Source organism: Pseudomonas entomophila (genome assembly GCF_018417595.1).
Taxonomy (GTDB): domain Bacteria; phylum Pseudomonadota; class Gammaproteobacteria; order Pseudomonadales; family Pseudomonadaceae; genus Aquipseudomonas; species Aquipseudomonas entomophila_C.
In genome coordinates, this window is sequence record NZ_CP070982.1 from 4881156 (window position 1) to 4904999 (window position 23844).

25 protein-coding genes and 1 other RNA gene are annotated in these 23844 nt (G+C 62.9%); 7 read left to right on the forward strand and 19 right to left on the reverse strand.

Going from position 1 to position 23844, the window contains the following annotated elements:
• Positions 1 to 6: 6 nt before the first annotated feature.
• The 9 genes from mraY to rsmI all read right to left on the reverse strand — a co-directional run bounded on the left by mraY (position 7) and on the right by rsmI (position 9059).
• The gene (gene mraY / locus JYG34_RS21320; protein WP_011535540.1) at positions 7 to 1089 is read right to left on the reverse strand and encodes a phospho-N-acetylmuramoyl-pentapeptide-transferase; all 1083 of its coding nucleotides are present in this window, start codon (positions 1087 to 1089) and stop codon (positions 7 to 9) included.
• A complete protein-coding gene (locus JYG34_RS21325; RefSeq protein WP_213658221.1) occupies positions 1089 to 2456 on the reverse strand; it encodes a UDP-N-acetylmuramoyl-tripeptide--D-alanyl-D-alanine ligase in 1368 nt (455 codons plus the stop codon). Before JYG34_RS21325 ends, mraY begins: the two co-directional genes overlap by 1 nt.
• The gene (locus tag JYG34_RS21330; protein ID WP_213658222.1) at positions 2449 to 3912 is read right to left on the reverse strand and encodes a UDP-N-acetylmuramoyl-L-alanyl-D-glutamate--2,6-diaminopimelate ligase; all 1464 of its coding nucleotides are present in this window, start codon (positions 3910 to 3912) and stop codon (positions 2449 to 2451) included. The genes JYG34_RS21325 and JYG34_RS21330 overlap by 8 nt, the downstream gene beginning before the upstream one ends.
• On the reverse strand, positions 3912 to 5642 hold the full coding sequence (locus JYG34_RS21335; RefSeq protein ID WP_213661239.1) for a peptidoglycan D,D-transpeptidase FtsI family protein: 1731 nt from the start codon (positions 5640 to 5642) through the stop codon (positions 3912 to 3914). The genes JYG34_RS21330 and JYG34_RS21335 overlap by 1 nt, the downstream gene beginning before the upstream one ends.
• On the reverse strand, positions 5642 to 5935 hold the full coding sequence (gene ftsL / locus JYG34_RS21340) for a cell division protein FtsL (RefSeq protein ID WP_213658223.1): 294 nt from the start codon (positions 5933 to 5935) through the stop codon (positions 5642 to 5644). The genes JYG34_RS21335 and ftsL overlap by 1 nt, the downstream gene beginning before the upstream one ends.
• Positions 5932 to 6879, reverse strand: a complete 948-nt coding sequence (gene rsmH, locus JYG34_RS21345) for a 16S rRNA (cytosine(1402)-N(4))-methyltransferase RsmH (protein ID WP_434011146.1) — start codon at positions 6877 to 6879, stop codon at positions 5932 to 5934. The genes ftsL and rsmH overlap by 4 nt, the downstream gene beginning before the upstream one ends.
• Positions 6876 to 7331 carry a division/cell wall cluster transcriptional repressor MraZ gene (mraZ, locus tag JYG34_RS21350; RefSeq protein WP_011535546.1) on the reverse strand — a complete coding sequence of 152 codons (456 nt, stop codon included), beginning with the start codon at positions 7329 to 7331 and terminating at the stop codon, positions 6876 to 6878. Before mraZ ends, rsmH begins: the two co-directional genes overlap by 4 nt.
• A 308-nt stretch (positions 7332 to 7639) precedes the next feature.
• Positions 7640 to 7999: RNase P RNA component class A (gene rnpB / locus JYG34_RS21355), an RNA gene on the reverse strand.
• Between the two features lie 217 nt (positions 8000 to 8216).
• The gene (rsmI, locus tag JYG34_RS21360) at positions 8217 to 9059 is read right to left on the reverse strand and encodes a 16S rRNA (cytidine(1402)-2'-O)-methyltransferase (protein ID WP_213658224.1); all 843 of its coding nucleotides are present in this window, start codon (positions 9057 to 9059) and stop codon (positions 8217 to 8219) included.
• A 220-nt stretch (positions 9060 to 9279) separates the two neighbouring features.
• Between rsmI and JYG34_RS21365 the strand changes: the two genes are divergently transcribed.
• From JYG34_RS21365 to JYG34_RS21385, 5 genes are all read left to right on the forward strand, one after another.
• Positions 9280 to 11097: a penicillin-binding protein activator gene (locus JYG34_RS21365; RefSeq protein WP_213658225.1), complete on the forward strand. Its 1818-nt coding sequence runs from the start codon at positions 9280 to 9282 to the stop codon at positions 11095 to 11097.
• Positions 11097 to 11468 (forward strand): YraN family protein, encoded by a 372-nt coding sequence (locus tag JYG34_RS21370; RefSeq protein WP_213658226.1) that lies wholly within the window; start codon positions 11097 to 11099, stop codon positions 11466 to 11468. Before JYG34_RS21365 ends, JYG34_RS21370 begins: the two co-directional genes overlap by 1 nt.
• Before the next feature lie 87 nt (positions 11469 to 11555).
• Positions 11556 to 12149, forward strand: a complete 594-nt coding sequence (locus JYG34_RS21375; RefSeq protein ID WP_011535550.1) for a phosphoheptose isomerase — start codon at positions 11556 to 11558, stop codon at positions 12147 to 12149.
• Positions 12146 to 12724, forward strand: a complete 579-nt coding sequence (locus JYG34_RS21380; RefSeq protein WP_213658227.1) for a BON domain-containing protein — start codon at positions 12146 to 12148, stop codon at positions 12722 to 12724. Before JYG34_RS21375 ends, JYG34_RS21380 begins: the two co-directional genes overlap by 4 nt.
• Positions 12725 to 12808: 84 nt before the next feature.
• The gene (locus JYG34_RS21385; protein ID WP_011535552.1) at positions 12809 to 13027 is read left to right on the forward strand and encodes a YgdI/YgdR family lipoprotein; all 219 of its coding nucleotides are present in this window, start codon (positions 12809 to 12811) and stop codon (positions 13025 to 13027) included.
• 48 nt (positions 13028 to 13075) lie between these two features.
• On the opposite strand, the gene JYG34_RS21390 is transcribed toward JYG34_RS21385, so the two are convergent.
• The 7 genes from JYG34_RS21390 to rplM all read right to left on the reverse strand — a co-directional run bounded on the left by JYG34_RS21390 (position 13076) and on the right by rplM (position 17946).
• A complete protein-coding gene (locus JYG34_RS21390) occupies positions 13076 to 13510 on the reverse strand; it encodes a ClpXP protease specificity-enhancing factor (RefSeq protein ID WP_213658228.1) in 435 nt (144 codons plus the stop codon).
• A gap of 14 nt (positions 13511 to 13524) precedes the next feature.
• Positions 13525 to 14148 (reverse strand): glutathione S-transferase N-terminal domain-containing protein, encoded by a 624-nt coding sequence (locus tag JYG34_RS21395; RefSeq protein ID WP_213658229.1) that lies wholly within the window; start codon positions 14146 to 14148, stop codon positions 13525 to 13527.
• 116 nt (positions 14149 to 14264) lie between these two features.
• The gene (locus JYG34_RS21400) at positions 14265 to 15044 is read right to left on the reverse strand and encodes a cytochrome c1 (RefSeq protein ID WP_011535555.1); all 780 of its coding nucleotides are present in this window, start codon (positions 15042 to 15044) and stop codon (positions 14265 to 14267) included.
• Complete coding sequence (locus tag JYG34_RS21405) at positions 15044 to 16255, reverse strand: cytochrome b (protein ID WP_011535556.1); 1212 nt, start codon at positions 16253 to 16255, stop codon at positions 15044 to 15046. Before JYG34_RS21405 ends, JYG34_RS21400 begins: the two co-directional genes overlap by 1 nt.
• Positions 16255 to 16848 carry a ubiquinol-cytochrome c reductase iron-sulfur subunit gene (gene petA, locus JYG34_RS21410; protein ID WP_011535557.1) on the reverse strand — a complete coding sequence of 198 codons (594 nt, stop codon included), beginning with the start codon at positions 16846 to 16848 and terminating at the stop codon, positions 16255 to 16257. The genes JYG34_RS21405 and petA overlap by 1 nt, the downstream gene beginning before the upstream one ends.
• Positions 16849 to 17110: 262 nt before the next feature.
• Positions 17111 to 17503 carry a 30S ribosomal protein S9 gene (gene rpsI, locus JYG34_RS21415; protein ID WP_003260797.1) on the reverse strand — a complete coding sequence of 131 codons (393 nt, stop codon included), beginning with the start codon at positions 17501 to 17503 and terminating at the stop codon, positions 17111 to 17113.
• A 14-nt stretch (positions 17504 to 17517) separates the two neighbouring features.
• Complete coding sequence (gene rplM / locus JYG34_RS21420; RefSeq protein WP_003260798.1) at positions 17518 to 17946, reverse strand: 50S ribosomal protein L13; 429 nt, start codon at positions 17944 to 17946, stop codon at positions 17518 to 17520.
• A 257-nt stretch (positions 17947 to 18203) separates the two neighbouring features.
• Between rplM and JYG34_RS21425 the strand changes: the two genes are divergently transcribed.
• Positions 18204 to 19244 (forward strand): NADP(H)-dependent aldo-keto reductase, encoded by a 1041-nt coding sequence (locus tag JYG34_RS21425; RefSeq protein WP_213658230.1) that lies wholly within the window; start codon positions 18204 to 18206, stop codon positions 19242 to 19244.
• Between the two features lie 242 nt (positions 19245 to 19486).
• Positions 19487 to 20407 carry a GlxA family transcriptional regulator gene (locus JYG34_RS21430; RefSeq protein WP_213661241.1) on the forward strand — a complete coding sequence of 307 codons (921 nt, stop codon included), beginning with the start codon at positions 19487 to 19489 and terminating at the stop codon, positions 20405 to 20407.
• A gap of 49 nt (positions 20408 to 20456) precedes the next feature.
• Here the strand turns inward: JYG34_RS21430 and zapE are convergent, their stop codons facing one another.
• The 3 genes from zapE to JYG34_RS21445 all read right to left on the reverse strand — a co-directional run bounded on the left by zapE (position 20457) and on the right by JYG34_RS21445 (position 23785).
• Positions 20457 to 21551: a cell division protein ZapE gene (gene zapE / locus JYG34_RS21435; RefSeq protein WP_011535560.1), complete on the reverse strand. Its 1095-nt coding sequence runs from the start codon at positions 21549 to 21551 to the stop codon at positions 20457 to 20459.
• Between the two features lie 223 nt (positions 21552 to 21774).
• Positions 21775 to 23124, reverse strand: coding sequence for a tryptophan--tRNA ligase (locus JYG34_RS21440; RefSeq protein WP_213658231.1), 1350 nt, complete (start codon positions 23122 to 23124; stop codon positions 21775 to 21777).
• Positions 23125 to 23149: 25 nt separating this feature from the next.
• Complete coding sequence (locus tag JYG34_RS21445; protein ID WP_213658232.1) at positions 23150 to 23785, reverse strand: alpha/beta hydrolase; 636 nt, start codon at positions 23783 to 23785, stop codon at positions 23150 to 23152.
• Between the last annotated feature and the right edge of the window lie 59 nt (positions 23786 to 23844).

Below are 23844 nucleotides of genomic sequence, written 5' to 3' on the forward strand. Positions count from 1 at the left end.
GCTCGTTTACCTCAGTTTCAGGGTGGCAAGGCCGATCAGCACCAGGATCACGGTGATGATCCAGAAGCGCACGATCACGCGCGGCTCGGGCCAGCCCTTGAGTTCAAAGTGATGATGGATCGGCGCCATGCGGAACACACGCTTGCCGGTGAGTTTGAAAGACGCCACCTGAATGACCACCGACAGGGTTTCCATCACGAACACGCCGCCCATGATGAACAGGACGACTTCCTGGCGGACGATCACGGCGATGGTGCCCAACGCCGCGCCCAGCGCCAGCGCGCCAACGTCGCCCATGAACACCTGGGCCGGGTAAGTGTTGAACCACAGGAAACCCAGGCCCGCGCCGATCAGCGCGCCGCAGAACACGATCAGCTCGCCCGCGCCCGGCACATAGGGGATCAGCAGGTACTCGGCGAACTTCACGTTGCCCGACAGGTAGCAGAAGATGCCCAGGGCGCCGCCGACCATCACCGTCGGCATGATCGCCAGGCCATCGAGGCCGTCGGTCAGGTTGACCGCGTTGCTGGAACCGACGATGACGAAATAGGTGAGCACGATGAACCCGGCCCCCAGCGGGATGGCCAGGTCCTTGAGCATCGGGATGATCAGCGTGGTCTCGACGCTGGTGGGAGCGGTCTTGTACAGGAAGATCGCCGCGGCCAGGCCGAACACCGACTGCCAGAAATACTTCCAGCGGCTCGGAAGGCCGCGGGAATTCTTTTCGATCACCTTGCGGTAGTCGTCGACCCAGCCGATGGCGCCGAACGCCAGGGTGACGATCAGGACCACCCACACGTAGCGGTTGGTCAGATCGGCCCACAGCAGGGTGCTGATGGCGATGGCAGACAGGATCAGCGCGCCACCCATGGTGGGGGTGCCGGACTTCGACAGGTGCGATTGCGGGCCGTCGTTACGCACGGCCTGACCGATCTGGCGGATCTGCAGGGTACGGATCATCCACGGGCCCAACCAAAGGGCCAGGGACAACGCGGTCAGCACACCCAGGATTCCGCGCAGCGTGAGGTACTGGAAGACCGCGAAGCCCTTGTGGAACTGTTGCAGATACTCAGCCAACAGCAGCAGCATTAATGTTTCTCCCCGCTGGCACCGCACAGTGCGGCCACGACGTTTTCCATCGCAGCGCTGCGCGAGCCCTTGATCAAGATAGTGGTGTCGCTGGCTGCTTCCGCGCGAACGGCATCGATCAGCTCAGCTTGAGTAGCGAAATGGCGCCCTTTTTCGCCGAACGCCTTGACCGCATGGACCATGTTGTTGCCCACCGCGTACAGCGCGTCGACCTTGCCACGCGCGTAGTCGCCCACCTGACGGTGGCCTTCCTCCGCCCATTGCCCCAGTTCGCCGATATCCCCGAGCACCAGGACGGTGCGTCCGGAAAAGCCGGCGAGTATATCAATGGCCGCGCACATGGAGGTGGGATTTGCGTTGTAGCTGTCGTCGATCACCCGCGCGCCGCTGGGGGCGACCTGCGCCACGGTACGGCCCTTGACCGGTTGCACGGCATTCAGGCCGGCGGCGATGCCACTCAGGCTCAGACCAACGGCATGGGCGGCGGCGGCGGCGGCCAGGGCATTGCTGACGTTGTGGATGCCCAGCAGGTTCAATTGCACCGGGACGCTGCCGTCCGGACCGTGCAAGGTGAACGACGGGCAGCCACGGGCGTCGCGACCGATGTCGCTGGCGTGGAAATCGGCCTGTGGGTTGTCCAGTGCAAAGCTCAGGATCCGGTGGGTCCCCGCACGCTTGCGCCAGATGTCGAAGGCCTTGTCGGCCAGGTTGAGAATGGCCGTGCCACCCTCGCCCAGGCCTTCGAGAATTTCGCCCTTGGCTTCGACGATCTTCTCCGGACCGCCGAACTCGCCAACATGGGCAGTCCCGGCGTTGTTGATGATGACCACCTGCGGCTTGGTCAAACCGACGGTATAGCGAATCTCGCCAATACGCGAAGCGCCCAGCTCAATGACCGCGGCGCTGTGCTCGGGGGCGATCTCCAGCAGCGTCAGCGGCGCGCCCAGGTCGTTGTTCAGATTGCCGCGGGTAGCATGTACCGGACCACGGGTACGCAGGATCGCCGCGAGCATTTCCTTCACCGTGGTCTTGCCGCTGGAGCCGGTGATGGCGACGACCGGTTTGTCGAAAGCCGCACGGTTCAACGCACCGAGCTGCCCCAGGGCCAGGCGGCTATCGGCAACCACCAACTGCGGCAGGTCGACATCGGCGATCTCGCGCTCGACCAGCGCGGCGACAGCCCCCTTGGCTTTCACATCGGCCAGGTAGTCGTGGCCATCGAAACGCGGGCCGGCCAGCGCAACGAACAGCTGCCCCGCACCAACGCTGCGACTGTCGATGCTGACGCCAGTGAAGCTGGCATCGGCCCCGACGTGGCGAGCACCCAGTGCCGTGGTCAGCTGGTTGAGTGTCATGGGCTTAAGCATGTGGAGCCTCCCAGGCTGCAAGTGCCTTCTCGGCTTCGACCAGGTCGGAGAAGTCATGGCGTTCGCCATTGATCTCCTGGTAATCCTCATGCCCCTTGCCTGCCAGGACGATGACATCGTCGGCGGCGGCAGTGGCGATCAGGTGGGCGATGGCCTCGCCTCGGCCGGCGACGAACTCGACGTCGTCGGGCTTGGCGAAACCAGGGCGAATGTCATCGAAGATGCGTAGCGGGTCTTCGGTACGCGGGTTGTCGTCGGTGACCAGCACGCGATCGGCCAGGCGCTCGGCCACTGCCGCCATCAGCGGACGCTTGCCGCTGTCACGGTCGCCACCGCAGCCGAACAGGCACAGCAGCTTGCCGTGGGCGTGCGGGCGCAGGGCCTCCAGCACTTTCTCCAGGGCATCCGGTGTATGGGCATAGTCGACCACCACCAACGGCTTGTCACCGCCACCCAGGCGCTGCATGCGACCGATCGGCCCGTGCAACTGCGGGGTGACCTTGAGAATCTCGTCCAGTGGATAGTCCAGTGCGAGCAAAGTGGCCACGGCCGCGAGCATGTTGCTCAGGTTGAAACGCCCCAGCAGTCGACTGCGTAAAGCGTGCTCGCCCTGCGGGGTCACGATCACGGCGCGCACGCCATCGTCGTTGAAGATGGCCTGCTTGCAGAACAGCGTCGCTGCCGGGTCCTGCAGGCTGTAGCTGATCAGGCGCGATTGGCCATGGGCCTCGGCCAGGCGACGGCCGAAGTCGTCGTCCAGGTTGACCACACGTGCACGCAGGCTCGACCAGTTGAACAGCTTGGCCTTGGCGGCCTCGTAGGCCTCCATGCTGCCGTGGTAGTCAAGGTGGTCGCGGGACAGGTTGGTCATTACCGCGATGTCGAAGTCCAGCGCAGCGACCCGGCCCTGCTCGAGGGCGTGGGAGGAAACCTCCATGGCCACGGCCTTGGCGCCGCCTTTTTTCAGATCATTGAGCGTCGCCTGCACGGCGATGGGGTCCGGCGTGGTCAGGCGGCCGCTCTGCAGCTCGCCATAGAAGCCGGTACCCAGGGTGCCGATCAAGCCGCAACGCTGCCCAAGGGCGTCGAGCGCCTGGGCCAGCAGTTGAGTGACGCTGGTCTTGCCGTTCGTTCCAGTGACACCGACCAGCTCCAGCTGACGACTCGGCTCGCCATAGAAGCGTCCAGCGATCTGCGACAACTGGCCAATCAGCCCCTTGACCGGAATCAGAGGCACCTCGGTGATCGGCAGCACACTGGCGCCCTGCTCTTCGTAGGCGACTGCGGCGGCGCCACGGGCCAGGGCGTCGGCAATATGGGCGCGGCCGTCGACCTTAGTGCCAGGCACAGCCAGGAACAGATCGCCCGGGCGCACGGCGCGGCTGTCCAGTGTCAGCTCGCGGATCAGCGGATCGCGGCTGGCATGGGCGAACAGTTTGCTCAATGGCATCGTCATCAACCTCGCCCTCCCTTGGCGGGTACTGCGCTGGCTTGCTGCGTCGAAGGCGGCGGCAGGTTGTCCGGCGGTACGTTCATCAGGCGCAGGGTGCCCGACATCACTTTGCTGAATACGGGGGCCGAGACCAGGCCGCCGAAGTAACCGCCCTTGCCGGGCTCGTCGATGACCACGACGATGGCGTAGCGCGGGTCGCTCATCGGGCCGAAACCGGCGAACAGGGAGCGGTAGGCGTTCTCGGTGTAACCCTTGGAACCGACGGTGGCTTTACGCGCCGTACCGGACTTGCCGGCCACGTGATAGAACGGCACCTGGGCGCGGAACACACCGCGCGGCGCCTCGATCACCTGCTGCAGCATGCCCTGCACGGTTTCGGCGGTTTCTTTCGGGATGGCCTGCACCGCTTCCGGCGCCTTGTCGACCTTGAGAATCGACAACGGCACCATCTTGCCGTCGTTGGCCAGGGCGGCGTAGGCATGCACCAGTTGCAGGGCGGTCACCGAGACGCCATAGCCGTACGACAGGGTTGCCGTCTCGGCCTTGCGCCATTCGCGGTGGTTGGGCAGGTTGCCGACGCGTTCGCCAGGGAAACCCAACCCGGTGTACTGCCCGAGGCCAACCTGCGACATTACCCGGTAGATGGCCTCGCCACCGATATCGAAGGCGATCTTGCTCATGCCGACGTTACTGGAGTTGATCAGGATGCCGGTCAGGTCGAGGATCGGGCCCTCGCTCTTCGATACGTCCTTGATGGTGTAGCGGCCGATCTGCAGGCTGCCCGGATACACCTCGACCTTGTCGGTGGGTTTCCAGCGGCCGCTCTGCAGCGCGGCGCTCATGGAGATCGGCTTGACCGTGGAGCCTGGCTCGAAGACGTCGATGATCGCCCGGTTGCGCATCGCCGCCGGGAACATGCTGCGGCGGTTGTTGGGGTTGTAGGTTGGCTGGTTGACCATGGCCAGGACCTCGCCGGTCTTGACGTCCATGATCACCAGGCTACCGGCCTTGGCGTCCTGCTCGGCGATGGCGTTGCGCAGCTCGCGCGTGGCCAGGTACTGCAGGCGCAGGTCGATCGACAACGCCAAGGTCTTGCCGGCCTTGGCGTTCTTGGTTACCTGGATATCCTTGATCAGCCGGCCGCGCCGGTCCTTGATCACCTGTCGCTTGCCGGGCACGCCGGCCAGCCATTCGTCGTAGGCCAGCTCGACCCCTTCGCGACCGTGGTCGTCCAGGTCGGTGAAACCGACCATGTGCGCGGTGACATCACCGGCCGGATAGAAGCGGCGGAACTCTTCCAATCCATACACGCCGGGCACTTTCAGGTCGAGCACCTGCTGCCCCTGCTCCGGGGTCAGGCCACGGACCAGGTAGATGAATTCCTTGCTGGCCTGCTGGGTCAGGCGCTCGATCAATTGCTGCGGGTTCTGCCCAAGGGCGGCGGCCAGCTGCGGCCAGCGGTCCTTGGCCACCTGCATCTCCTTGGGGTTGGCCCAAAGGGTGGTGACCGGCGTGCTCACGGCCAGCGGCTCGCCGTTGCGGTCGGTGATCAGGCCACGGTGCGCGGGGATCGGGATATGCCGCAGGCTGCGGGCATCGCCCTGCCCCTTGAGGAAGTCGCGATCGACCACCTGCAGGTCGATGATGCGCCAGCAAATGGCGCCGACCATCAACGCCAGCAGGCCGACGACCACGCGGAAACGCCAGGGGTAGAGTGCGCCTTCGAGCTTCATCATGGCGCCACCATCCGTACTTCGTCAGCGGCCGGCACGCGCATCTTCAGCTGTTCGCTGGCCAACGTCTCGATCCGGCTGTGGGCAGTCCAGGTGCTTTGTTCAAGAATGAGGCGGCCCCATTCGGCCTGCGCTTTGTCGCGCTCGCTCAATTCACCGTACAGGGTGTTGAGCAACTGGCGGTTCCAGTGGGCGCTGTAAGACACGGCAATGGCCGAAACCAGAACACCGACGAACAGCAAAAGCATCAGGAAGCTTCCGCCTGGCAAAGGTTTGGCGAACAGCCGGCTCACCGCAGCTTCTCCGCCACCCGCATCACGGCGCTGCGCGACCGCGGGTTGGCCTTGAGCTCTGCCTCGGAGGCGAATTGCGCCTTGCCGATGAGCTTGATCTTCGGCTCGAACGTCTTGTGCTGCACCGGCAGGTTGCGCGGCAGGTTGTCCGCCTCGCCCTTGACCAGCTTGCGCATGAACAGCTTGACGATGCGGTCTTCAAGGGAATGGAAGCTGATCACAGCCAGACGCCCGCCGACCTCCAGCGCATCGAGCGCCGCCTCAAGACCGGTCTCCAGATCGCCCAGCTCGTTGTTGACGTGGATGCGAAGGCCCTGAAACGCGCGGGTCGCTGGGTTCTTGCCCTTCTCCCAGGCTGGGTTGGCGACCTTGAGCACCTCAGCCAGGTCAGCAGTGCGGGTGAACGGTTGCTTTTCACGACGCTCCACCACCGCACGGGCCATACGCCCGGCAAAACGCTCTTCGCCATACTCCTTGAACACCCGGGCGATTTCCTCCACAGGCGCGGTGGCGATGAATTCGGCGGCGCTGATACCCTGGTTCGGGTTCATGCGCATGTCGAGCGGGCCGTCATTGAGGAAGCTGAAGCCACGCTCCGGGTCATCCAGCTGTGGCGACGACACCCCGAGGTCGAGCAGGATACCGCTGACCTTGCCGGCCAGACCACGCCCCGCGACTTCAGAACCCAACTCGGCAAAGCTGCGCTGCACAATGACAAAGCGGCCGTCTTCGGCCGCCAGCGCTTGCCCTGTGGCAATCGCCTGTGGATCCTTGTCGAACCCCAGCAGCCGCCCTTGCGGCCCGAGCTTGCTCAGGATCAGGCGGCTGTGGCCGCCACGCCCGAAGGTGCCGTCCAGATAGCAACCGTCGGCGCGCAGGGCCAATGCCTCGACGGCTTCGTCGAGGAGGACGGTGATGTGGTTGAAGCCGCTATCTATGGTCACAGGATCAGGTCACGCAAATCATCGGGCATGGCGCCCGGTTGTTGGATAGCTGCAAGGTCGGCTGCCGAAACCGCGTTCCAGGCATCCTCGTCCCACAGCTGGAATTTGTTCAGCTGCCCCACCAGCATCGCCTTCTTGTCGAGCTTGGCGTACTCGCGCAGGCGGGGCGGCACCAGGAAACGCCCGCTGCCGTCGAGCTCCAGGTCAACCGCATTACCGATCAGCAAACGCTGCAGGCGGCGGTTTTCCTCACGCAAAGACGGCAAGGCGCGCAACTTGGCTTCTATCTGTTCCCACTCATCGAGGGGATAAACACACAAGCAGGGGTCAACGGCGTCGATGGTCACGATCAACTGACCATTGCAACGCGAATCGAGCTCGTCACGGTACCGGCTCGGCATGGCGAGACGGCCCTTGGCATCGAGGCTGACGGCGTTGGCTCCGCGGAACACGGCTGCGATTCCCCACAATGTTAGCTTTTTTGTGCCAGAAAACCCACTTCATCCCACTTTCTGCCACTTGCGCACACTATAGGAATCCGCCCGCCACACCGTCAAGGCACGTTCATAAGGAAAACCCTTACAGGACGGCGATTTAGCGCAACATTGGAAGGTGAAAGGAGTGTGAAAGAGAAAAACTGACGAGAAAAATCAAACCCACTCAAGCGGATAGAGCGCAGAGTTAAAGTAATTTATTAAGAGTAAGATTTTTTCGGTATTACCAAGGCGCTTCTGCTATCGAATCAAGCAGGGAGGGAGAGGTGGAGAGTCGATCTGTAAGCCGGGTTTTGTCGAGGACAGTCATTCCTCTACGACGGCCATCACTGGACGCCTCTAGCAACCTACCCGGTTCCGACGCGGGCCACGCCGTATGGAACCCTATTTGGTCTTGCTCCGAGTGGGGTTTACCTAGCCACGAACTGTTGCCAGTCGTGCGGTGCGCTCTTACCGCACCTTTTCACCCTTACCGGCGCCGAAGCGCTTAGGCGGTTGTTTTCTGTGGCACTTTCCGTAGGCTCGCGCCTCCCAGGCGTTACCTGGCACTCTGCCCTATGGAGCCCGGACTTTCCTCCCCCGCCTCTTGCGGAACAAAAGACGGCAGCGACTGTCCGATCGACTCTCCGCCGACAAGATTACCGGCAGGCGCGCTCAAGAACAAGCGATGTAACAATAATACCACTTAGCCATCACCGCAACCCCGGACAGTTCCTTGACCACGTGATGGCGGCCAGGTGTTTGGAGACAGCCTTGCAGCATTCTTGAGATAGAGCGCCGCGCGGGCGGTGCTCGATCTCATGGGCGCTGCAACTTGACCGTCGAACACCTCGAAAGCCCCGATTAGCTGGCTTTCTGTTTATCCAACGCCAACTGATAGAGCAGGTTCTTGCGCACCCCTGTGATCTCGGCCGCCAGTGCCGCAGCCTTCTTCAACGGCATTTCTCCCAACAGCAGATCCAGAACACGCTGCGCCTCGTTGCTGATCGCCTGCTCACCTTCAGGCGCGCTCCAACCGGCCACCAGCACCACGCATTCGCCCCGCTGCTGATTGCTGTCGCCCTGCACGAACGCCCGCAGCTCGGCCAGCGGCAAGCCCTTCAGCGTCTCGAAAGTCTTGGTGATTTCACGCGCCAGTACCGCCGGCCGATCACCACCGAATACCGCCTCCATATCCTCCAGGCACTCCAGGATTCGATGCGGGGCCTCGTAGAAAATCAACGTGCGCGGTTCTTCCTTCACTTGCTCCAGGCGTGCCCGACGCCCTGCTGTCTTGGCCGGCAGGAAGCCCTCGAAGATGAACCGGTCCGACGGCAGCCCCGCCGCCGACAACGCCGCGATCAGCGCACACGCACCCGGCACCGGCACCACCTGCACACCCGCCGCCCGCGCCTGGCGCACCAGGTGATAGCCCGGGTCGGAAATCAGCGGCGTACCGGCATCGGACACCAACGCCACATCGTCACCGGCCAGCAAACGGGTGATGAAGCGACTGCCTTCGTCGCGTTCGTTGTGCTCATGGCAGGCCGCCAATGGCGTGTCGATACCGAAATGCTGGAGCAGGCGCACCGAGTGGCGAGTGTCCTCTGCGGCAATCAGGCTGACATCGGCCAGCACTTTCAGCGCCCTGGCGCTCATGTCGTCGAGGTTGCCGATGGGCGTGGCGACCACATACAGCGTTCCCATGGTGGATTTCGAAGCCCCTGCAACATCAGTCACTGCGCACACCTGCATTTCGGATCAAAGGCGCCATTGTAGCCCGAGCGCCGGTAACAGGGCGCAACGAACTTCACCGCTCACCTGCCCAGTGCCACCTATAGTGAAGGTTCGGCATCGGCAAGATCGCGCCCGGACCGCCGCTTGGGTACAATTGTCGGCCAACTTGATCGAGTAACAGGACCTTTACATGATCGCTTGCCTGCGGCTGTTCACAGCCCTCTGCCTCGCTGCCCTGCTGGCAGCCTGCGCCAGCTCGCCCTCATCCAGCCTGGGCGAACTGCCACGCACCCCGGACGCCAGCATCGAGCAACTGCTCGACAAGGCAGCCACCAGCAAGTCAGCTGAAGACGCCGCGCTGCTGCGCCTGAGCGCCGCCGACCTGGCCTACAAGCAAAAGGACTTCCCCCGCGCCGCCCGCATTCTCGAGCAGGTGCCGCTGGACTCGCTCAAGCCCGCGCAGCAAGTGTTCGCCTCCACGCTGGCCGCCGAACTGGCCATGAGCCGCAACCAGCCCAAGGCCGCCCTTGCCGCCCTCGCCCACCCGAGCCTGCAACGCGTCGGCGAACTACCTGAGGAACAGCAGGCACGCACCTACAGCGTGCATGCCGCCGCACTGGAAGCCGACGGCCAGGCCCTGGCAGCCGCCCAGCAGCGCGTACTGCTGACCCCACTGCTCAGCGGCCAGGCAGCCGCCACCAACAATGACGCCATCTGGGCCCTGGTCGCCTCGCTGCCCGCCGAACAACTGCAGCAGCCCTCCAGCGATGCGACGCTCGCCGGCTGGACCAGCCTGGCACTCGCAGTCAAGAGCGCTGGCACCCTGGAGCAGCAGCAAGCGGCCATCGACGCCTGGCGCAAGCAACACCCCGACCACCCGGCGTCGAAACAACTGCCGGTGGCCCTGACCAAACTCAAGGAACTGGCTAGCCAGCCACTGACCAAGATCGCCCTGCTGCTGCCGCAGGAAGGCCAGCTTGCAGGCGTTGCCCGCGCCCTGCGCGACGGCTTCATGGCCGCCCACTTCCAGGCCCAGCAAGGTGGCCAGCCGGCACCTGCCGTACAGGTGTTCGACAGCTCGCGCATCACCTCGCTCGATGACTTCTACCGCCAGGCCCAGGCCGCTGGCGTGCAACTGGTCGTCGGCCCGCTGGAGAAACCCCTGGTGAAGAAGCTCGCCACCTATCCGCAACTGCCCATCACCACCCTGGCGCTGAACTACGCCGACGCCGGCCAGAAAGCACCGCCACAACTGTTCCAGTTCGGTCTCGCCGCCGAGGACGAAGCCCGCGAAGTCGCCCGCCGCGCCCGCGCCGACGGCATGGCCCGCGCGGTTGCGCTGGTCCCGAGCGGTGAATGGGGTGATCGCGTGCTCGCCGCCTTCCGCAAGGATTGGGAAACCAATGGTGGCACCCTGCTCGCCGCCGAACGCATCGCCCAGCCAGTCGCCCTGGCCCAGCAGATCGCCGAGCTGTTCCAGTTGCGCCAGAGCGAAGGCCGCGCCAAGAGCCTGCAGAGCACTGTGGGTGGCAACATCGCCGCACAACCGTCGCGCCGGCAGGACATCGACTTCATCTTCCTGGCCGCCACCCCGCAGCAAGCCCAGCAGATCAAACCCACCCTCAACTTCCAGTACGCCGGCGACGTACCGGTCTACGCCACCTCGAACCTCTACAGCGCCAGCGGTGACGTCAACCAGTACAACGACATGAACGGCATTCGCTTCTGCGAAACCCCGTGGCTGCTCGACAGCACCAATAGCCTGCGCCAGCAGGTGGTGCAACAGTGGCCCCAGGCTGCGGGCAGCCTCGGCCGCCTGTACGCCATGGGCGTCGATGCCTATAGCCTGGCCCCTCGCCTGGACCAGCTCAAGGCACTGCCAGGCAACCGAATCGAAGGCCAATCCGGCAGCCTGAGCATGAACGCCAATCAGCGTGTCGAGCGTCAATTGCCCTGGGCCGAGTTCTCCGGCGGCCAGGTCAAGCGCCTTCCGGATACGCCTCGCTGATGCCCGAAGCGTCGCCATCCTGCGCCGGCCAGGCCGCCGAAGACCACGCCCTCGAGCACCTTCGAGGGCAGGGCCTGCGGCTGCTGGCCCGCAACTGGCGATGCAAGGGTGGTGAGCTCGATCTGGTCATGCTCGATGCCGATACAGTAGTATTCGTCGAAGTCCGCTATCGGTTGCACGCGGGCTTTGGTGGCGCGCTCGGCAGTATCGATGGGCGCAAGCAGAAGCGACTGACGCTTGCCGCCAACCTTTTCCTGCAGAGCGAACCCCGCTGGGCCAAAAAACCCTGCCGCTTCGATGTTGTCGCCCTGCAGGGCCAGGGGCACGCGGGGCAACCGCTTCAATGGCTGAAAAACGCCTTCGAATGCTGAACCCTATCCGAATTCCAAGCTCTATGTTTCGCGGGCTGGTCCCTGTCGCGCGTCGCGCCAGCCACCGCCCTACTTAAGGTCACCCAGATGGACATGCAATCCCGAATTCGCCGGCTGTTCCAGGCCAGCATCGACACCAAGCAACAGGCAATGGACATCCTGGCACCCCACATCGAGCAGGCCAGCCTGGTCATGGTCAACGCCCTGCTCAGCGACGGCAAGATGCTCGCCTGCGGCAATGGCGGCTCGGCCGGCGACGCCCAGCACTTTTCCTCGGAGCTGCTCAACCGCTTCGAGCGCGAGCGCCCGAGCCTGCCAGCCATCGCCCTGACCACCGACAGCTCCACGCTCACCTCGATCGCCAACGACTACAGCTACAACGAAGTCTTTTCGAAGCAGATTCGCGCCCTGGGCCAACCCGGCGACGTCCTGCTGGCGATCTCCACCAGCGGTAATTCGGCCAACGTGATCCAGGCGATACAGGCCGCCCATGACCGCGAAATGATTGTCGTCGCCCTGACCGGCCGCGACGGCGGCGGCATGGCGTCACTGCTGCTGCCCGAGGACGTGGAGATCCGCGTTCCCTCGACGGTCACCGCACGCATCCAGGAAGTCCACCTGCTGGCGATCCACTGCTTGTGCGACCTGATCGACAGCCAACTGTTCGGGAGTGAAGAATGATCCCCAAGCGTCTCGGCCTGATGGCCCTCACCCTGTGCCTGAGCCTCTCCGGCTGCAGCTCGGTATTGACCTCGACCCGCAACTCGCCCATCGAGGATGACCGCGGCACCCGCACCATCGGCAGCAAGATCGACGATTCGCTGATCGAAACCAAGGTCTCGGTCAACATTGCCAAGGCCAACCCTGAGCTGGACAAGGGTTCGCACATCGTCGTCAGCAGCTACAACGGCGTTGTACTGCTCGCCGGCCAGACCCCGCGCGCCGACCTCAAGTCCCTGGCCGAGCAGACCGCCAGCCAGGTCCAGCGGGTCAAGAAGGTGCACAACGAGCTGCAGGTCATCCAGCCTTCTTCCATCCTCGCGCGCAACAACGACGCTTGGCTGACCACCAAGATCAAGACCCAGATGCTGACCGACGAGAGCGTTCCCAGTTCACGCATCAAGGTGATCACCGAAAACGGCATCGTCTACCTGCTCGGCCTGGTCAGGCAGCAAGAGGCCAACGCCGCCACCAATGTGGTACAGGGCGTCTCGGGCGTGCAGAAGATCGTCAAGCTGTTCGAATACATCGACTGACCCCTTCGCCGCCAAGGCGGCTCCTGCAGACCTGCGCAGGAGCCGCCTTGCCGGCGAACAACCCTCGAGAACCAGGAAACACTCATGAAGAAGCTTCTGCTGCCCGCCCTGCTCATCGGCGCTTTCGCCACCCTGGCCGGCTGCTCCACCCCGAGCGTGATCACCCTCAACGATGGCCGCGAACTGCAGACCACCGACACGCCGGAATTCGACCGCGCCTCGGGCTTCTACGAGTTCAAGCAGCTGGACGGCAAGCCGACCCGCATCAACAAGGACCAGGTACAAAGCATCAAGGACCTGTGATCCGACAGCAGTAACAAAAAAGGCGATCCATCCGGATCGCCTTTTTTGTTACTTGACCACCTTGAGGCTGGGTCGACCGCTCGGACGTGGCGGCTGGCCACCACCCTCCGGCGGACCATCGTCATTCGGTTCGACCCCCTCATCAGCCGGCAGGTCATCTTCATCGTCGAGTGGCGGCTCGAGCTCGAAGACCATGCCCTGGCCATTCTCCCGGGCGTAGATGCCCAGGATCGCGCCGATTGGTACATACAGCGTGTGGGCCACGCCACCGAAGCGCCCCTCGAAGCTCACCGCCTCATTGTCCATGTGCAGGCTGCGCACGGCGCTTGGGGAGATGTTCAGCACGATCTGGCCATCACTGGCGAAACCTTGGGGCACCTGGACGGCCGGATACTCGGCATTGACCAGCATATGGGGGGTGCAATCGTTGTCGACGATCCACTCGTACAGCGCTCGAACCAGATAAGGGCGACTGGAGTTCATCAACGGCTCCTTTTTTAAACCTTGCGCATTTCACGTTCGGTAGCGGACAGGCTCGCCTGGAAAGGCTCGCGGGCGAACTGTCGCTCCATGTAATCCAGCAGCGGCTTGGCCTGCCGCGGCAATTCGATACCCATCACCGGCAAACGCCAGAGGATGGGCAGTAGACAGCAATCGACCAGGCTTTGCTCCTCGCTCATGAAGCAGGCCATCTCGCCAAACAGCGGCGCCACCCCTGTAAGACTCTCACGCAGCTCCTTGCGCGCCTGGGCGCGCACCGCGTCGCTGTTGCGGGTATCGAGCACCGTGTCGGCCAAGGCACACCAGTCGCGCTGGATGCGATGCATCAGCAGCCGGCTGTTGCCACGGGCCACCGGATAGACCGGCATCAGCGCCGGGTGCGGGTAGCGCTCCTCGAGATACTCCATCACCACCGATGACTCGTACAACGCCAGGTCTCTATCGACCAGGGTCGGCAGGCTGCCGTAGGGGTTCACTTCAACCAGCTTGGGCGGTAGACGCTTGGGGTCGACATCGATGATCTGCACCGTGACGCCTTTCTCCGCGAGCACGAGGCGTACCCGATGAGAATAATGATCAGCGGGGTCGGAATAGCAGGCTAACCTGTTGGTTGCGCCCATGTAGCGCCTCCTCGCACGGGATGCTTGTAAAACTCTAAATGAAAACGCGCCCGGGGCGCCCTGGCATGTCTGCCAGGCGCCCCGGGCGCGTTCAACTACCAGAAACTACTGCGTGATCAGTGCACGTCCTTCCAGTATTCGCGCTTGAGCAAGTAGGCGAACACGAAGAAGAAAGCCAGGTACAGCAGGACATAGGTGCCTATGCGCTGGCTTTCCAGTTTGACCGGGTTGGCCGAATAGGCCAGGAAGGTCACCAGGTTCTTGACCTTCTCGTCGAACTGCTCGGTGGTCAGGGTACCGGATTTCTCCTCGACGGTCAGCTGGTCGCATGCTTCATGGGTCAACGGGCTGCCGGTCAGCGGGTCGAATTGCTTCTTGCCGTCGATCACGGTCTGCACTTGCTTGCAACCGATCACCTGGTTGCCTTGCAGCCCGACCAGCACGTTGGGCATGCCCACATTGGGGAATACCTTGTTGTTCACCCGATAGGGGCGCGCCGGATCCTCGTAGAAGCTGCGCAGGTAGGTGTACAGCCAGTCGTTGCCACGCACCCGGGCGACCAGGGTGAGATCGGGTGGCGCCGCGCCGAACCAGGTCTTGGCATCGTTCGGCTGCATGCCGATCTTCATGTGGTCGCCGATCTTGGCACCGGTGAACACCAGGTTCTCGAGCATCAGCTCGTGGGGTATCCCCAGATCGTCGGCTACCCGCTCGTAACGCTGGAACTTGGCGCTGTGGCAACCCATGCAATAGTTGGCGAAGGTACGCGCGCCGTCCTGCAGGGCGGCCTTGTCGGTCAGGTCGACATCGACCTTGTCCAGCTCCAGGCTGTGTTCGGCAGCGAAGGATAGGCCAGGCATCAGTGCCAGCAAAAATACTGCAATCAACTTTTTCATCAGCCAGTCACCCTTTCCGGAACCGGTTTGGTCTTCTCAAGCCTTGTGTAGAACGGCATCAGCAGGAAGTAGGCGAAGTACAGCACCGTACACACCTGCGACAGCAAGGTCCGGCCCGGCGTTGGCGCCAGCACGCCCAGCACGCCGAGGATGACGAAGGCCACGCAGAACACCAGCAGGAAGATCTTGCTCAGCCAGCCCTTGTAGCGCATGGAGCGCACAGGGCTACGGTCGAGCCAGGGCAGCACGAACAGCACGGCGATCGCGGCACCCATGGCGATAACACCGAACAGCTTGTCGGGAACCGCGCGCAGGATCGCGTAGAACGGCGTGAAGTACCACACCGGTGCGATGTGCTCAGGCGTCTTGAAGGCGTTGGCCTGCTCGAAGTTCGGTTTTTCCAGGAAGTAGCCGCCCATTTCCGGGAAGAAGAACACCACCGCGCAGAACACGAAGAGGAACACCACCACGCCGACGATATCCTTGACGGTGTAGTACGGGTGGAACGGGATACCATCCAGCGGAATGCCGTTCTCGTCCTTTTTCTTCTTGATGTCCACACCATCCGGGTTGTTCGAACCCACTTCGTGCAGCGCCAGGATATGCAGCACCACCAGACCGAGGATGACGATCGGCAGAGCCACCACGTGCAGGGCGAAGAAGCGGTTCAGGGTGATGCCGGAAATCAGGTAGTCACCGCGGATCCATTGAGTCAGGTCGCCGCCGATCACCGGGATCGCACCGAACAGCGAGATGATCACCTGGGCCCCCCAGTACGACATCTGGCCCCACGGCAGCAGGTAGCCCATGAAGGCCTCGGCCATCAGCGCCAGGTAGATCAGCATGCCGAACAGCCAGACCAGCTCACGGGGCTTCTGGTAGGAGCCGTAGAGCAGGCCGCGGAACATGTGCAGGTAGACCACGATGAAGAATGCCGAGGCGCCGGTGGAGTGCAGGTAGCGCAGGATCCAGCCGTACTCGACGTCGCGCATGATGTACTCGACCGAGGCGAAGGCCTCTTCCGCCGAGGGGGTGAAGCTCATGGTCAGCCACACGCCGGTGACGATCTGGTTGACCAGCACCAGCAGTGCCAGGGAGCCGAAGAAATACAGGAAATTGAAGTTCTTGGGCGCGTAATACTTGCTCAGATGGTCTTCCCACATTTTCGTCGCGGGGAAGCGCGCATCGATCCACTCCATGAACTTGCTCATCATGCTTTCTCCTGATCGATGCCGATGACGATGAGATCGTCCGACTCGTACGAGTGCGGTGGCACTGGCAGGTTCAGCGGTGCCGGCTGGGACTTGTAGACACGGCCCGCCAGGTCGTAGTGCGAACCGTGGCACGGGCAGAAGTAGCCACCGACCCATTTCGGACCGAGGTCGGCCGGGGCGACTTCAGGACGGAACGTCGGCGAGCAACCCAGGTGGGTGCACAGGCCGACCAGGACGAGAATCTCGGGCTTGATCGAACGGTTCTGCGGGTCGACGTAGGTGGGCTGCACCGACGCCTTGGACTCAGGGTCGGAGAGCTCACCGGCGATCTTTTTCAGATTACCGAGGATCTCTTCCGTTCGCCGCACGATGAATACAGGTTGGCCACGCCACTCAGCCACCATCTGCTGCCCGGGCTCGACCTTGGCAATATTGACCTTCACCGGTGCACCCGCGGCTTTCGCCTTGGCACTGGGAAACCATGACCCTACGAACGGTACCGCAGCCCCCACTGCCCCCGCTGCCCCGACCACGGATGTCGCGGCTACGAGGAAGCGGCGCCGGCCTGCGTTGACGCCGTCATTGCTCATTCAGTCCTCTCCCATCAGCTTGCTTGGCCTGCTCTAACAGGCATCTACTTAGGTATGTCTGTGGCACTAAAAATTGGCCGCAATGGTAAGGAACAAATCCACACACTGACAAGGTGATTACCCGCTAGTTGGGGTGCAACCCTCGCTTTGCTTGATCTGTGTCTATGCGGCAAACAACCACGGACTAGCTGACAGGTTAGTTCAAGACATAAAAAAAGCCCGGTTCCAAGGAACCGGGCTTTTTTCGACTGCCGAAGCGGTATTAACGCTTGGAGTACTGAGGACGCTTACGCGCTTTACGCAGACCCACTTTCTTACGCTCGACTTCACGGGCGTCGCGGGTGACGTAGCCAGCACGACGCAGGGCGCCACGCAGGGTTTCGTCGTATTCCATCAGGGCGCGGGTGATGCCGTGGCGGATTGCACCGGCCTGACCGCTGACACCACCACCGGAAACGGTGACGTAGATGTCGAATTTCTCAACGGTTTCGGTCAGTTCCAGCGGCTGGCGAACAACCATGCGAGCGGTTTCGCGGCCGAAGAACACGTCCAGAGAACGGTTGTTGATGGAGATGTTGCCAGTACCCGGACGCAGGAAAACGCGTGCGGTTGCGGTCTTGCGACGGCCAGTGCCGTAGTTTTGAGTCGCCGACATAATGAACTATCCCGTTAGATCTTCAGTTCTTGAGGCTGCTGAGCAGTGTGTGGGTGAGCAGCACCCGCGTACACTTTCAGCTTACGGTACATGTCGCGACCCAGCGGGTTCTTCGGCAGCATGCCTTTGACCGCGGTTTCGATAACACGCTCAGGGGCCTTGGCGATCAACTTCTCGAAGTTGATTTCCTTGATACCGCCCGGGAAGCCGGAGTGGGAGTAGTACATCTTGTCGGAAGACTTGGCACCAGTCACACGAACCTGCTCGGCGTTGATGACGACGATGTAGTCGCCGGTGTCAACGTGAGGGGTGTATTCTGGCTTGTGCTTGCCACGCAGGCGGCTAGCGATTTCGGTAGCCAGACGACCCAGGGTCTGACCAGCGGCGTCGACTACGAACCACTCGCGCTTTACTGTTTCCGGTTTAGCAGTAAAAGTTTTCATTCTCTAAAGCCTCAGAGGCCGCCCAGCGAAAAATAGACGGCGAATCTTACTGGATAGTGCACAACTTGCCAAGGGCAAGCGCGCAGCCGAACACTGACGCTTTTGGGGGCTCGGGTCGGGCACGCCAATGTTCGACGGGGTTCATCCTGCGTGGTGGTGCATCACTTCCGCCACACGGAGAGGGGCAGAATTATCCAGATTGCGCAAAAAATTTCAACCTGCTTTTATGGCTATCTTTGCCCAGGAGCCGCTCCACGATGGAATACCGCAAGCTCGGTCGTACCGACCTCAATGTCAGCGCCCTGTGCCTGGGCACCATGACCTGGGGCGAGCAGAACACCCAGGAGCAGGCCTTCGCCCAGATCGCACTGGCCAAGCAAGCCGGCATCAACTTCATCGACACCGCCGAGATGTACCCGGTGCCACCGCGCCCGGAAACTTATGCCGCCACCGAACGCATCATCGGCAACTGGTTCGCGAAAAATGGCGACCGTGACGACTGGCTGCTGGCCAGCAAGGTCGCCGGCCCCGGCAACGGCATCAGCCACATCCGCGATGGCCAGCTCAAGCACAACCGCCAGCACATCGTCGCGGCGCTGGACGCGAGCCTGGAACGCCTGCAGACCGACCGCATCGACCTGTATCAACTGCACTGGCCCGAGCGCAGCACCAACTTCTTCGGCAAGCTGGGCTACCAGCACCTGCCCCAGGACATCTTCACGCCACTGGAAGAAACCCTGGAAGTGCTTGACGAACAGGTGCGCGCCGGCAAGATCCGCCATGTCGGCCTGTCCAACGAAACGCCGTGGGGCACGATGAAGTTCCTGCACCTGGCCGAAAGCCGCGGTTGGCCGCGCGCGGTGTCGATACAGAACCCCTACAACCTGCTCAACCGCAGCTTCGAGGTGGGCCTGGCGGAAGTGGCGATCCGCGAGCAGTGCGGGTTGCTGGCTTACTCACCGCTGGCCTTTGGCATGCTGTCGGGCAAGTACGAGAATGGCGCCCGCCCGGCCGCTGGTCGCCTGACCCTGTTCAGCCGCTTCGCCCGCTACTCCAACCCACAGACGGTGGCGGCCTGCAGCCGTTATGTGCAACTGGCCCGCGAGCATGGCCTGGACCCGGCGCAGATGGCCCTGGCGTTCGTGACGCGCCAGCCGTTCGTGACCAGCAACATCATCGGCGCGACGACGGTGGAACAGTTGCAGAGCAATATCGACAGCCTGGCGTTGAACCTGGGTGATGAACTGCTGGCGGCGATCGAGGCGATTCACCAGGAGCAGCCCAACCCGGCGCCTTGAACCAAATCGCGGCTGAAGCCGCTCCTACAGGGTTCAGCGCCCATTCTGTAGGAACGGCTTCAGCCGCGAAGAAGGCACTGCCGTGCATCGGGGTAGACACAATCGCCAAAAAATAAGACGATCCAGCCGGTGATTGACCACTCTACCCTATAAGAACAATGACAATGATGTTTACCCAACCCTCCGCGTCGCTGCGGCGCGTCAGCATCCTGGCCATTGATAAAGTGTTCGCTTCGACACTGATGCAGGCCAAGGACTTCTTCCATCTCGCCAGCCTGCGCTACAGCAAGCAGCTGGGCCTGGGCCTGCAGCCGATGTTCGAAATCGGCCTGGTGAGCCCCGACGGCCTGCCCGTGGACAGCTTCAGCAATGTGCAGTTGCCGGTCGACAGTGGCCTGAACGACGCCGATGTGATCATTCTCCCGGCCTTCTGGGACGACTTCGACAACCTGCTGCAGCGTTACCCCCAGGTACTGCCCTGGCTACGCGCCCAGCATGCTCGGGGCGCGGTGCTGTGCGCCGAGGCCAGCGGGGTGTTCTGGCTGGCGGAATCCGGCCTGCTCGATGGCAAGGAGGCGACCACCTACTGGCGCTTCTTCAGCAACTTCGCCGAGCGCTACCCGAAGATCCGCCTGAACCAGGACAAGCACCTCACCGACGCCGACAACCTCTATTGCGCAGGCGGCACCACCTCGGCCTGCGACCTGTACATCTACCTGATCGAGCGCTTCTGCGGCGCCAACGTGGCCCGCGCCGTGGCCCGCGACATCCTCTACGAGGTACAGCGCAGCTACACGCCGGGGCGCATGGGCTTTGGTGGGCAGAAGCTGCACCAGGACCTGATCATCCTGCAGATCCAGCACTGGCTCGAAGAGCACTTCGCCGACAAGTTCCGTTTCGAGGACGTGGCCCGCAACCACGGCATGAGCATCCGCAACTTCATGCGCCGCTTCCAGGGCGCCACCGGCGACAAGCCGCTGCATTACCTGCAGCGCCTGCGCATCGAGACTGCCAAGGGCCTGCTGTCGAGCACGCGCAAGAGCATCAAGACCATCAGCTACGAGGTGGGCTACGACGACGCGAGCTTCTTTGCCAGGCTGTTCCGCCAGCACACGGAGCTGTCGCCGAACCAGTATCGGCAGCAGTTCATGCAGGAGGCCTGAGCCTTCTGTCGTGGGAGCGGGCTTGCCCCGCTCCCACGACAGCAATGGTTTATGGCTTGTGCGCCCGCGACAGGAACTCGTGGGACTGCATCTCCAGCAGACGGCTGAGCGTGCGCTGGAACTCGAAGCTCAGGCGCCCACCGGTGTACAGGTCCTTCAGCTCCACTTCCGCCGAGATGATCAGCTTCACGTTACGGTCGTAGAACTCGTCGACCATGTTGATGAAGCGGCGGGCGATGTCGTCGGTGGTCACGCCCATCTGCTCGACGTTGCTCAGCAGCACGGCGTGGAAGATCTTGCCCAGTTCGATGTAGTCGTTCTGGCTGCGTGGGCCGTCGCACAGGGCGCGGAAGTCGAACCAGGCGACATCGTCGCAGGTGCGCAGGGCGTGGATTTCACGGTTTTCGATCATCAGCACGTCATTCTCGACGGCCTGGGTGCACTCCGGGGTCAACGCCTTGAAACTGGCCCGCAGGCTCTCGTGGGCGGCGGCGTCGAGCGGGAAGTGGAACAGTTCGGCCTGTTCCAGGTGACGCAGGCGGTAGTCGACACCGCTGTCGACGTTCACCACATCGGTGTACTGCTTGATCATGGCGATGGCCGGCAGGAAGCGCGCACGTTGCAGGCCGTCCTTGTACAAGCCGTCCGGCACGATGTTGGAAGTCGCCACCAGTGAAACGCCGTTCTTGAACAGCTCTTCCATCAGGGTGCCGAGGATCATCGCATCGGTGATGTCGGATACGAAGAATTCGTCGAAGCAGATCACCTTGGCTTCTTCGCTGAAGCGCTTGGCGATGATGGTCAGCGGGTTCTTCTCGCCCTTGAGGGTCTTCATCTCCTCGTGCACACGCTTCATGAAGCGGTGGAAGTGCGTGCGCATCTTCTGCTTGAACGGCAGCGCTTCATAGAAGGTGTCGACCAGGTAGGTCTTGCCTCGCCCTACCCCACCCCAGAAGTACAGGCCCTTGACCGGTGTCTGCTCCTTCTTGCCGAACAGCTTGCCGAACACGCCCGGCTTGTTGTTCTGCGCGTGCACCAGGTCGTCGTACAGGCGCTGCAGGTGACGCACCGCAGTTTCCTGCGCCGCGTCATGGAAGAAGTCGGGACGTTTCAGATCTGCTTGATAGCGTTCTAGGGGAGTCATGATTTCGTTAGCGAGGCAACAAAAAACGGGCCGTCACTGTAGCGACCGGCCCGCTTAATGGCAATGCGACTTGCGTCAATATGCCTCAATGAAGACAGCGAGGCGCCGTGTGGCACTGGCTTGGCCAGTGATCGCGGGTAAACCCGCTCCTACAGAGGCATCACACCATGCAGGAGCCGGCTTTGCCGGCGAACACCGGCAAAGCCGGTGCCATGCGCCACCCTTAGTCCTGCTGAGGTGCCAGGGCCTCACGCAGGGTGGCAATAGCACCGTCACGGGCTTCGGCATTGTCGAACTGCGGCCCTTCGGCAACCGGCTCGCCTTCCAGCCACAGGCTGAAGCCAAGGCCTTCAACACGCACATCGGCCTCGCCACCTTGCTGCAGCTGCTTGCTCACAGCACCGGCGCTCTTGCCATCGGCGAAGCTGCGCGACAGCAGCAGTTGCTCGCCGTCGGCGGCCAGCAGGCGGAAGCGGAAACTGCCATCCTCATCACGGAAGCTGACGAAACGGGCGCTCTTGGCAGCCTTCTTCTTCACTTCGGCGGTGGCTTGCACAGTGGTGCGGAACGAACGCAGGCCAACCGCCTCACGCAGCTGCTCGAGGAACGGCGTGGCGGTCTTGCGGGCCTTGGCGGCGCCGGCCAGGAGGATGTCCTCCAGATCCGACGGGCGCGAAATCAGCTGGTGGTAGTGCTCGCGCTTCTCGGCCAGCTGGCCGTCGAGCAGCTGGAACAGGCGCTGCTTGGCCTCGCCCCAACCCAGGCCCTGCACCAGCGCTTCGCGGAATTCGGCGCATTGCGCGCTCGTCGAGAAAGCCTGGAACAGGGTGAACAGGTGCGAATTGTCCGGATCCTTCGCTTCGCCCGGCGCCTTGGAGTCAGTGACGATGCGCGAGATGGCATCCTTCATGTCCTTGGCACTGGTGAACAGCGGGATGGTGTTGTCGTAGCTCTTGGACATCTTGCGCCCGTCCAACCCCGGCAGGGTGGCCACGCTTTCCTCGATCACCGCTTCCGGCAGGGCGAAGAAGTCCTTGCCCTGGCCGAACAGGTGGTTGAAGCGCTGGCCGATGTCGCGGGCCATTTCCACGTGCTGGATCTGATCACGACCGACCGGCACCTTGTTGGCGTTGAACATCAGGATGTCGGCGGCCATCAGCACCGGGTAGCTGAACAGGCCCATGGTCACGCCGGCGTCCGGGTCTTCACCGGCCTCGACGTTCTTGTCCACCGAGGCCTTGTAGGCGTGGGCGCGGTTGAGCAGGCCCTTGGCGGCGACGCAGGTCAGCAACCAGGTCAGCTCGGGGATCTCGGGAATGTCCGACTGGCGGTAGAAGGTGACCTTGTTCGGGTCCAGGCCGCCGGCCAGCCAGGTGGCGGCGATTTCCAGGCGCGAGCGCTGGATGCGCAGCGGGTCGTCGCACTTGATCAGGGCGTGATAGTCGGCGAGGAAGTAGAACGAGTCGGCACCGGGCTGCTGGCTGGCGAGAATGGCCGGGCGGATGGCGCCGGCATAGTTGCCCAGGTGCGGGGTGCCGGTGGTGGTGATACCGGTGAGGATGCGCGTGGTCATGGGTGTTCGCTTATTCAGGCTTGGCTCAGTTCGAAAGGCGCGGCAGCAGCAGATCCTTCAGATCGGTCAGCTTGCCATGGAAGAAGTGTCCGCATTCTGCCACTTTCAGCAGCTCATGGGGGCGCGACAGGGCGTCGGACCAGTCGTATACCAGCTGCGGGTCGACGACTTCGTCGGTATCCGGTTGCACGATGGTCAGGGGAGTACGCTCGGGCAGCGGGAACTGCGCCGTCAGGCGCATCACCGCCGGGGCGATCATGAACAGGTGCTGCAGCGCAACGCCCTCGGCCTCCAGGCGACCGGCCAGACTGGTGGCGACGAAGCCTCCGAAGGAGAAGCCCATCAGCACCAGGGACAACCTGGGATGTTTTTCACGCAGCCAGGCCGCGACAGCCTCGGCATCGGCCACCTCGCCCGCCCCCATGTCATGGCTGCCGGCGCTCTGGCCAACGCCGCGGTAATTGAAGCGCAGGGTGACGTAGCCAGCGTCGCGGGCGGTACGTTGCAGGGTCGAGACCACCTTGTTGAGCATGGTGCCGCCCTGGACCGGGTTGGGGTGGCAGATCAGCACCGCGCCACGGGCATCGGCCACGTCCAGGTACAAGGCTTCCAGCTGGCCGCACGGGCCATCGATGAACAAAGGTGTTTCGCGGATAAGCAAGGCACTACTCCGTGACCTCGAGGAGGGTCGACTCGTCTAGCTGAGGAATTCTGTTCTGA

Excerpts from the sequence above, each read along its gene's own strand:
- mraY (WP_011535540.1), bottom strand. The coding sequence starts at position 1,089 with ATGCTGCTGCTGTTGGCTGAGTATCTGCAACAGTTCCACAAGGGCTTC.
- JYG34_RS21325 (WP_213658221.1), bottom strand. The coding sequence starts at position 2,456 with ATGCTTAAGCCCATGACACTCAACCAGCTGACCACGGCACTGGGTGCT.
- JYG34_RS21330 (WP_213658222.1), bottom strand. The coding sequence starts at position 3,912 with ATGACGATGCCATTGAGCAAACTGTTCGCCCATGCCAGCCGCGATCCG.
- JYG34_RS21335 (WP_213661239.1), bottom strand. The coding sequence starts at position 5,642 with ATGAAGCTCGAAGGCGCACTCTACCCCTGGCGTTTCCGCGTGGTCGTC.
- rsmI (WP_213658224.1), bottom strand. The coding sequence starts at position 9,059 with ATGGGAACGCTGTATGTGGTCGCCACGCCCATCGGCAACCTCGACGAC.
- JYG34_RS21365 (WP_213658225.1), top strand. The coding sequence starts at position 9,280 with ATGATCGCTTGCCTGCGGCTGTTCACAGCCCTCTGCCTCGCTGCCCTG.
- JYG34_RS21370 (WP_213658226.1), top strand. The coding sequence starts at position 11,097 with ATGCCCGAAGCGTCGCCATCCTGCGCCGGCCAGGCCGCCGAAGACCAC.
- JYG34_RS21375 (WP_011535550.1), top strand. The coding sequence starts at position 11,556 with ATGGACATGCAATCCCGAATTCGCCGGCTGTTCCAGGCCAGCATCGAC.
- JYG34_RS21380 (WP_213658227.1), top strand. The coding sequence starts at position 12,146 with ATGATCCCCAAGCGTCTCGGCCTGATGGCCCTCACCCTGTGCCTGAGC.
- JYG34_RS21385 (WP_011535552.1), top strand. The coding sequence starts at position 12,809 with ATGAAGAAGCTTCTGCTGCCCGCCCTGCTCATCGGCGCTTTCGCCACC.
- JYG34_RS21390 (WP_213658228.1), bottom strand. The coding sequence starts at position 13,510 with ATGAACTCCAGTCGCCCTTATCTGGTTCGAGCGCTGTACGAGTGGATC.
- JYG34_RS21395 (WP_213658229.1), bottom strand. The coding sequence starts at position 14,148 with ATGGGCGCAACCAACAGGTTAGCCTGCTATTCCGACCCCGCTGATCAT.
- JYG34_RS21400 (WP_011535555.1), bottom strand. The coding sequence starts at position 15,044 with ATGAAAAAGTTGATTGCAGTATTTTTGCTGGCACTGATGCCTGGCCTA.
- JYG34_RS21405 (WP_011535556.1), bottom strand. The coding sequence starts at position 16,255 with ATGAGCAAGTTCATGGAGTGGATCGATGCGCGCTTCCCCGCGACGAAA.
- petA (WP_011535557.1), bottom strand. The coding sequence starts at position 16,848 with ATGAGCAATGACGGCGTCAACGCAGGCCGGCGCCGCTTCCTCGTAGCC.
- rpsI (WP_003260797.1), bottom strand. The coding sequence starts at position 17,503 with ATGTCGGCGACTCAAAACTACGGCACTGGCCGTCGCAAGACCGCAACC.
- rplM (WP_003260798.1), bottom strand. The coding sequence starts at position 17,946 with ATGAAAACTTTTACTGCTAAACCGGAAACAGTAAAGCGCGAGTGGTTC.
- JYG34_RS21425 (WP_213658230.1), top strand. The coding sequence starts at position 18,204 with ATGGAATACCGCAAGCTCGGTCGTACCGACCTCAATGTCAGCGCCCTG.
- JYG34_RS21430 (WP_213661241.1), top strand. The coding sequence starts at position 19,487 with ATGCAGGCCAAGGACTTCTTCCATCTCGCCAGCCTGCGCTACAGCAAG.
- zapE (WP_011535560.1), bottom strand. The coding sequence starts at position 21,551 with ATGACTCCCCTAGAACGCTATCAAGCAGATCTGAAACGTCCCGACTTC.
- JYG34_RS21440 (WP_213658231.1), bottom strand. The coding sequence starts at position 23,124 with ATGACCACGCGCATCCTCACCGGTATCACCACCACCGGCACCCCGCAC.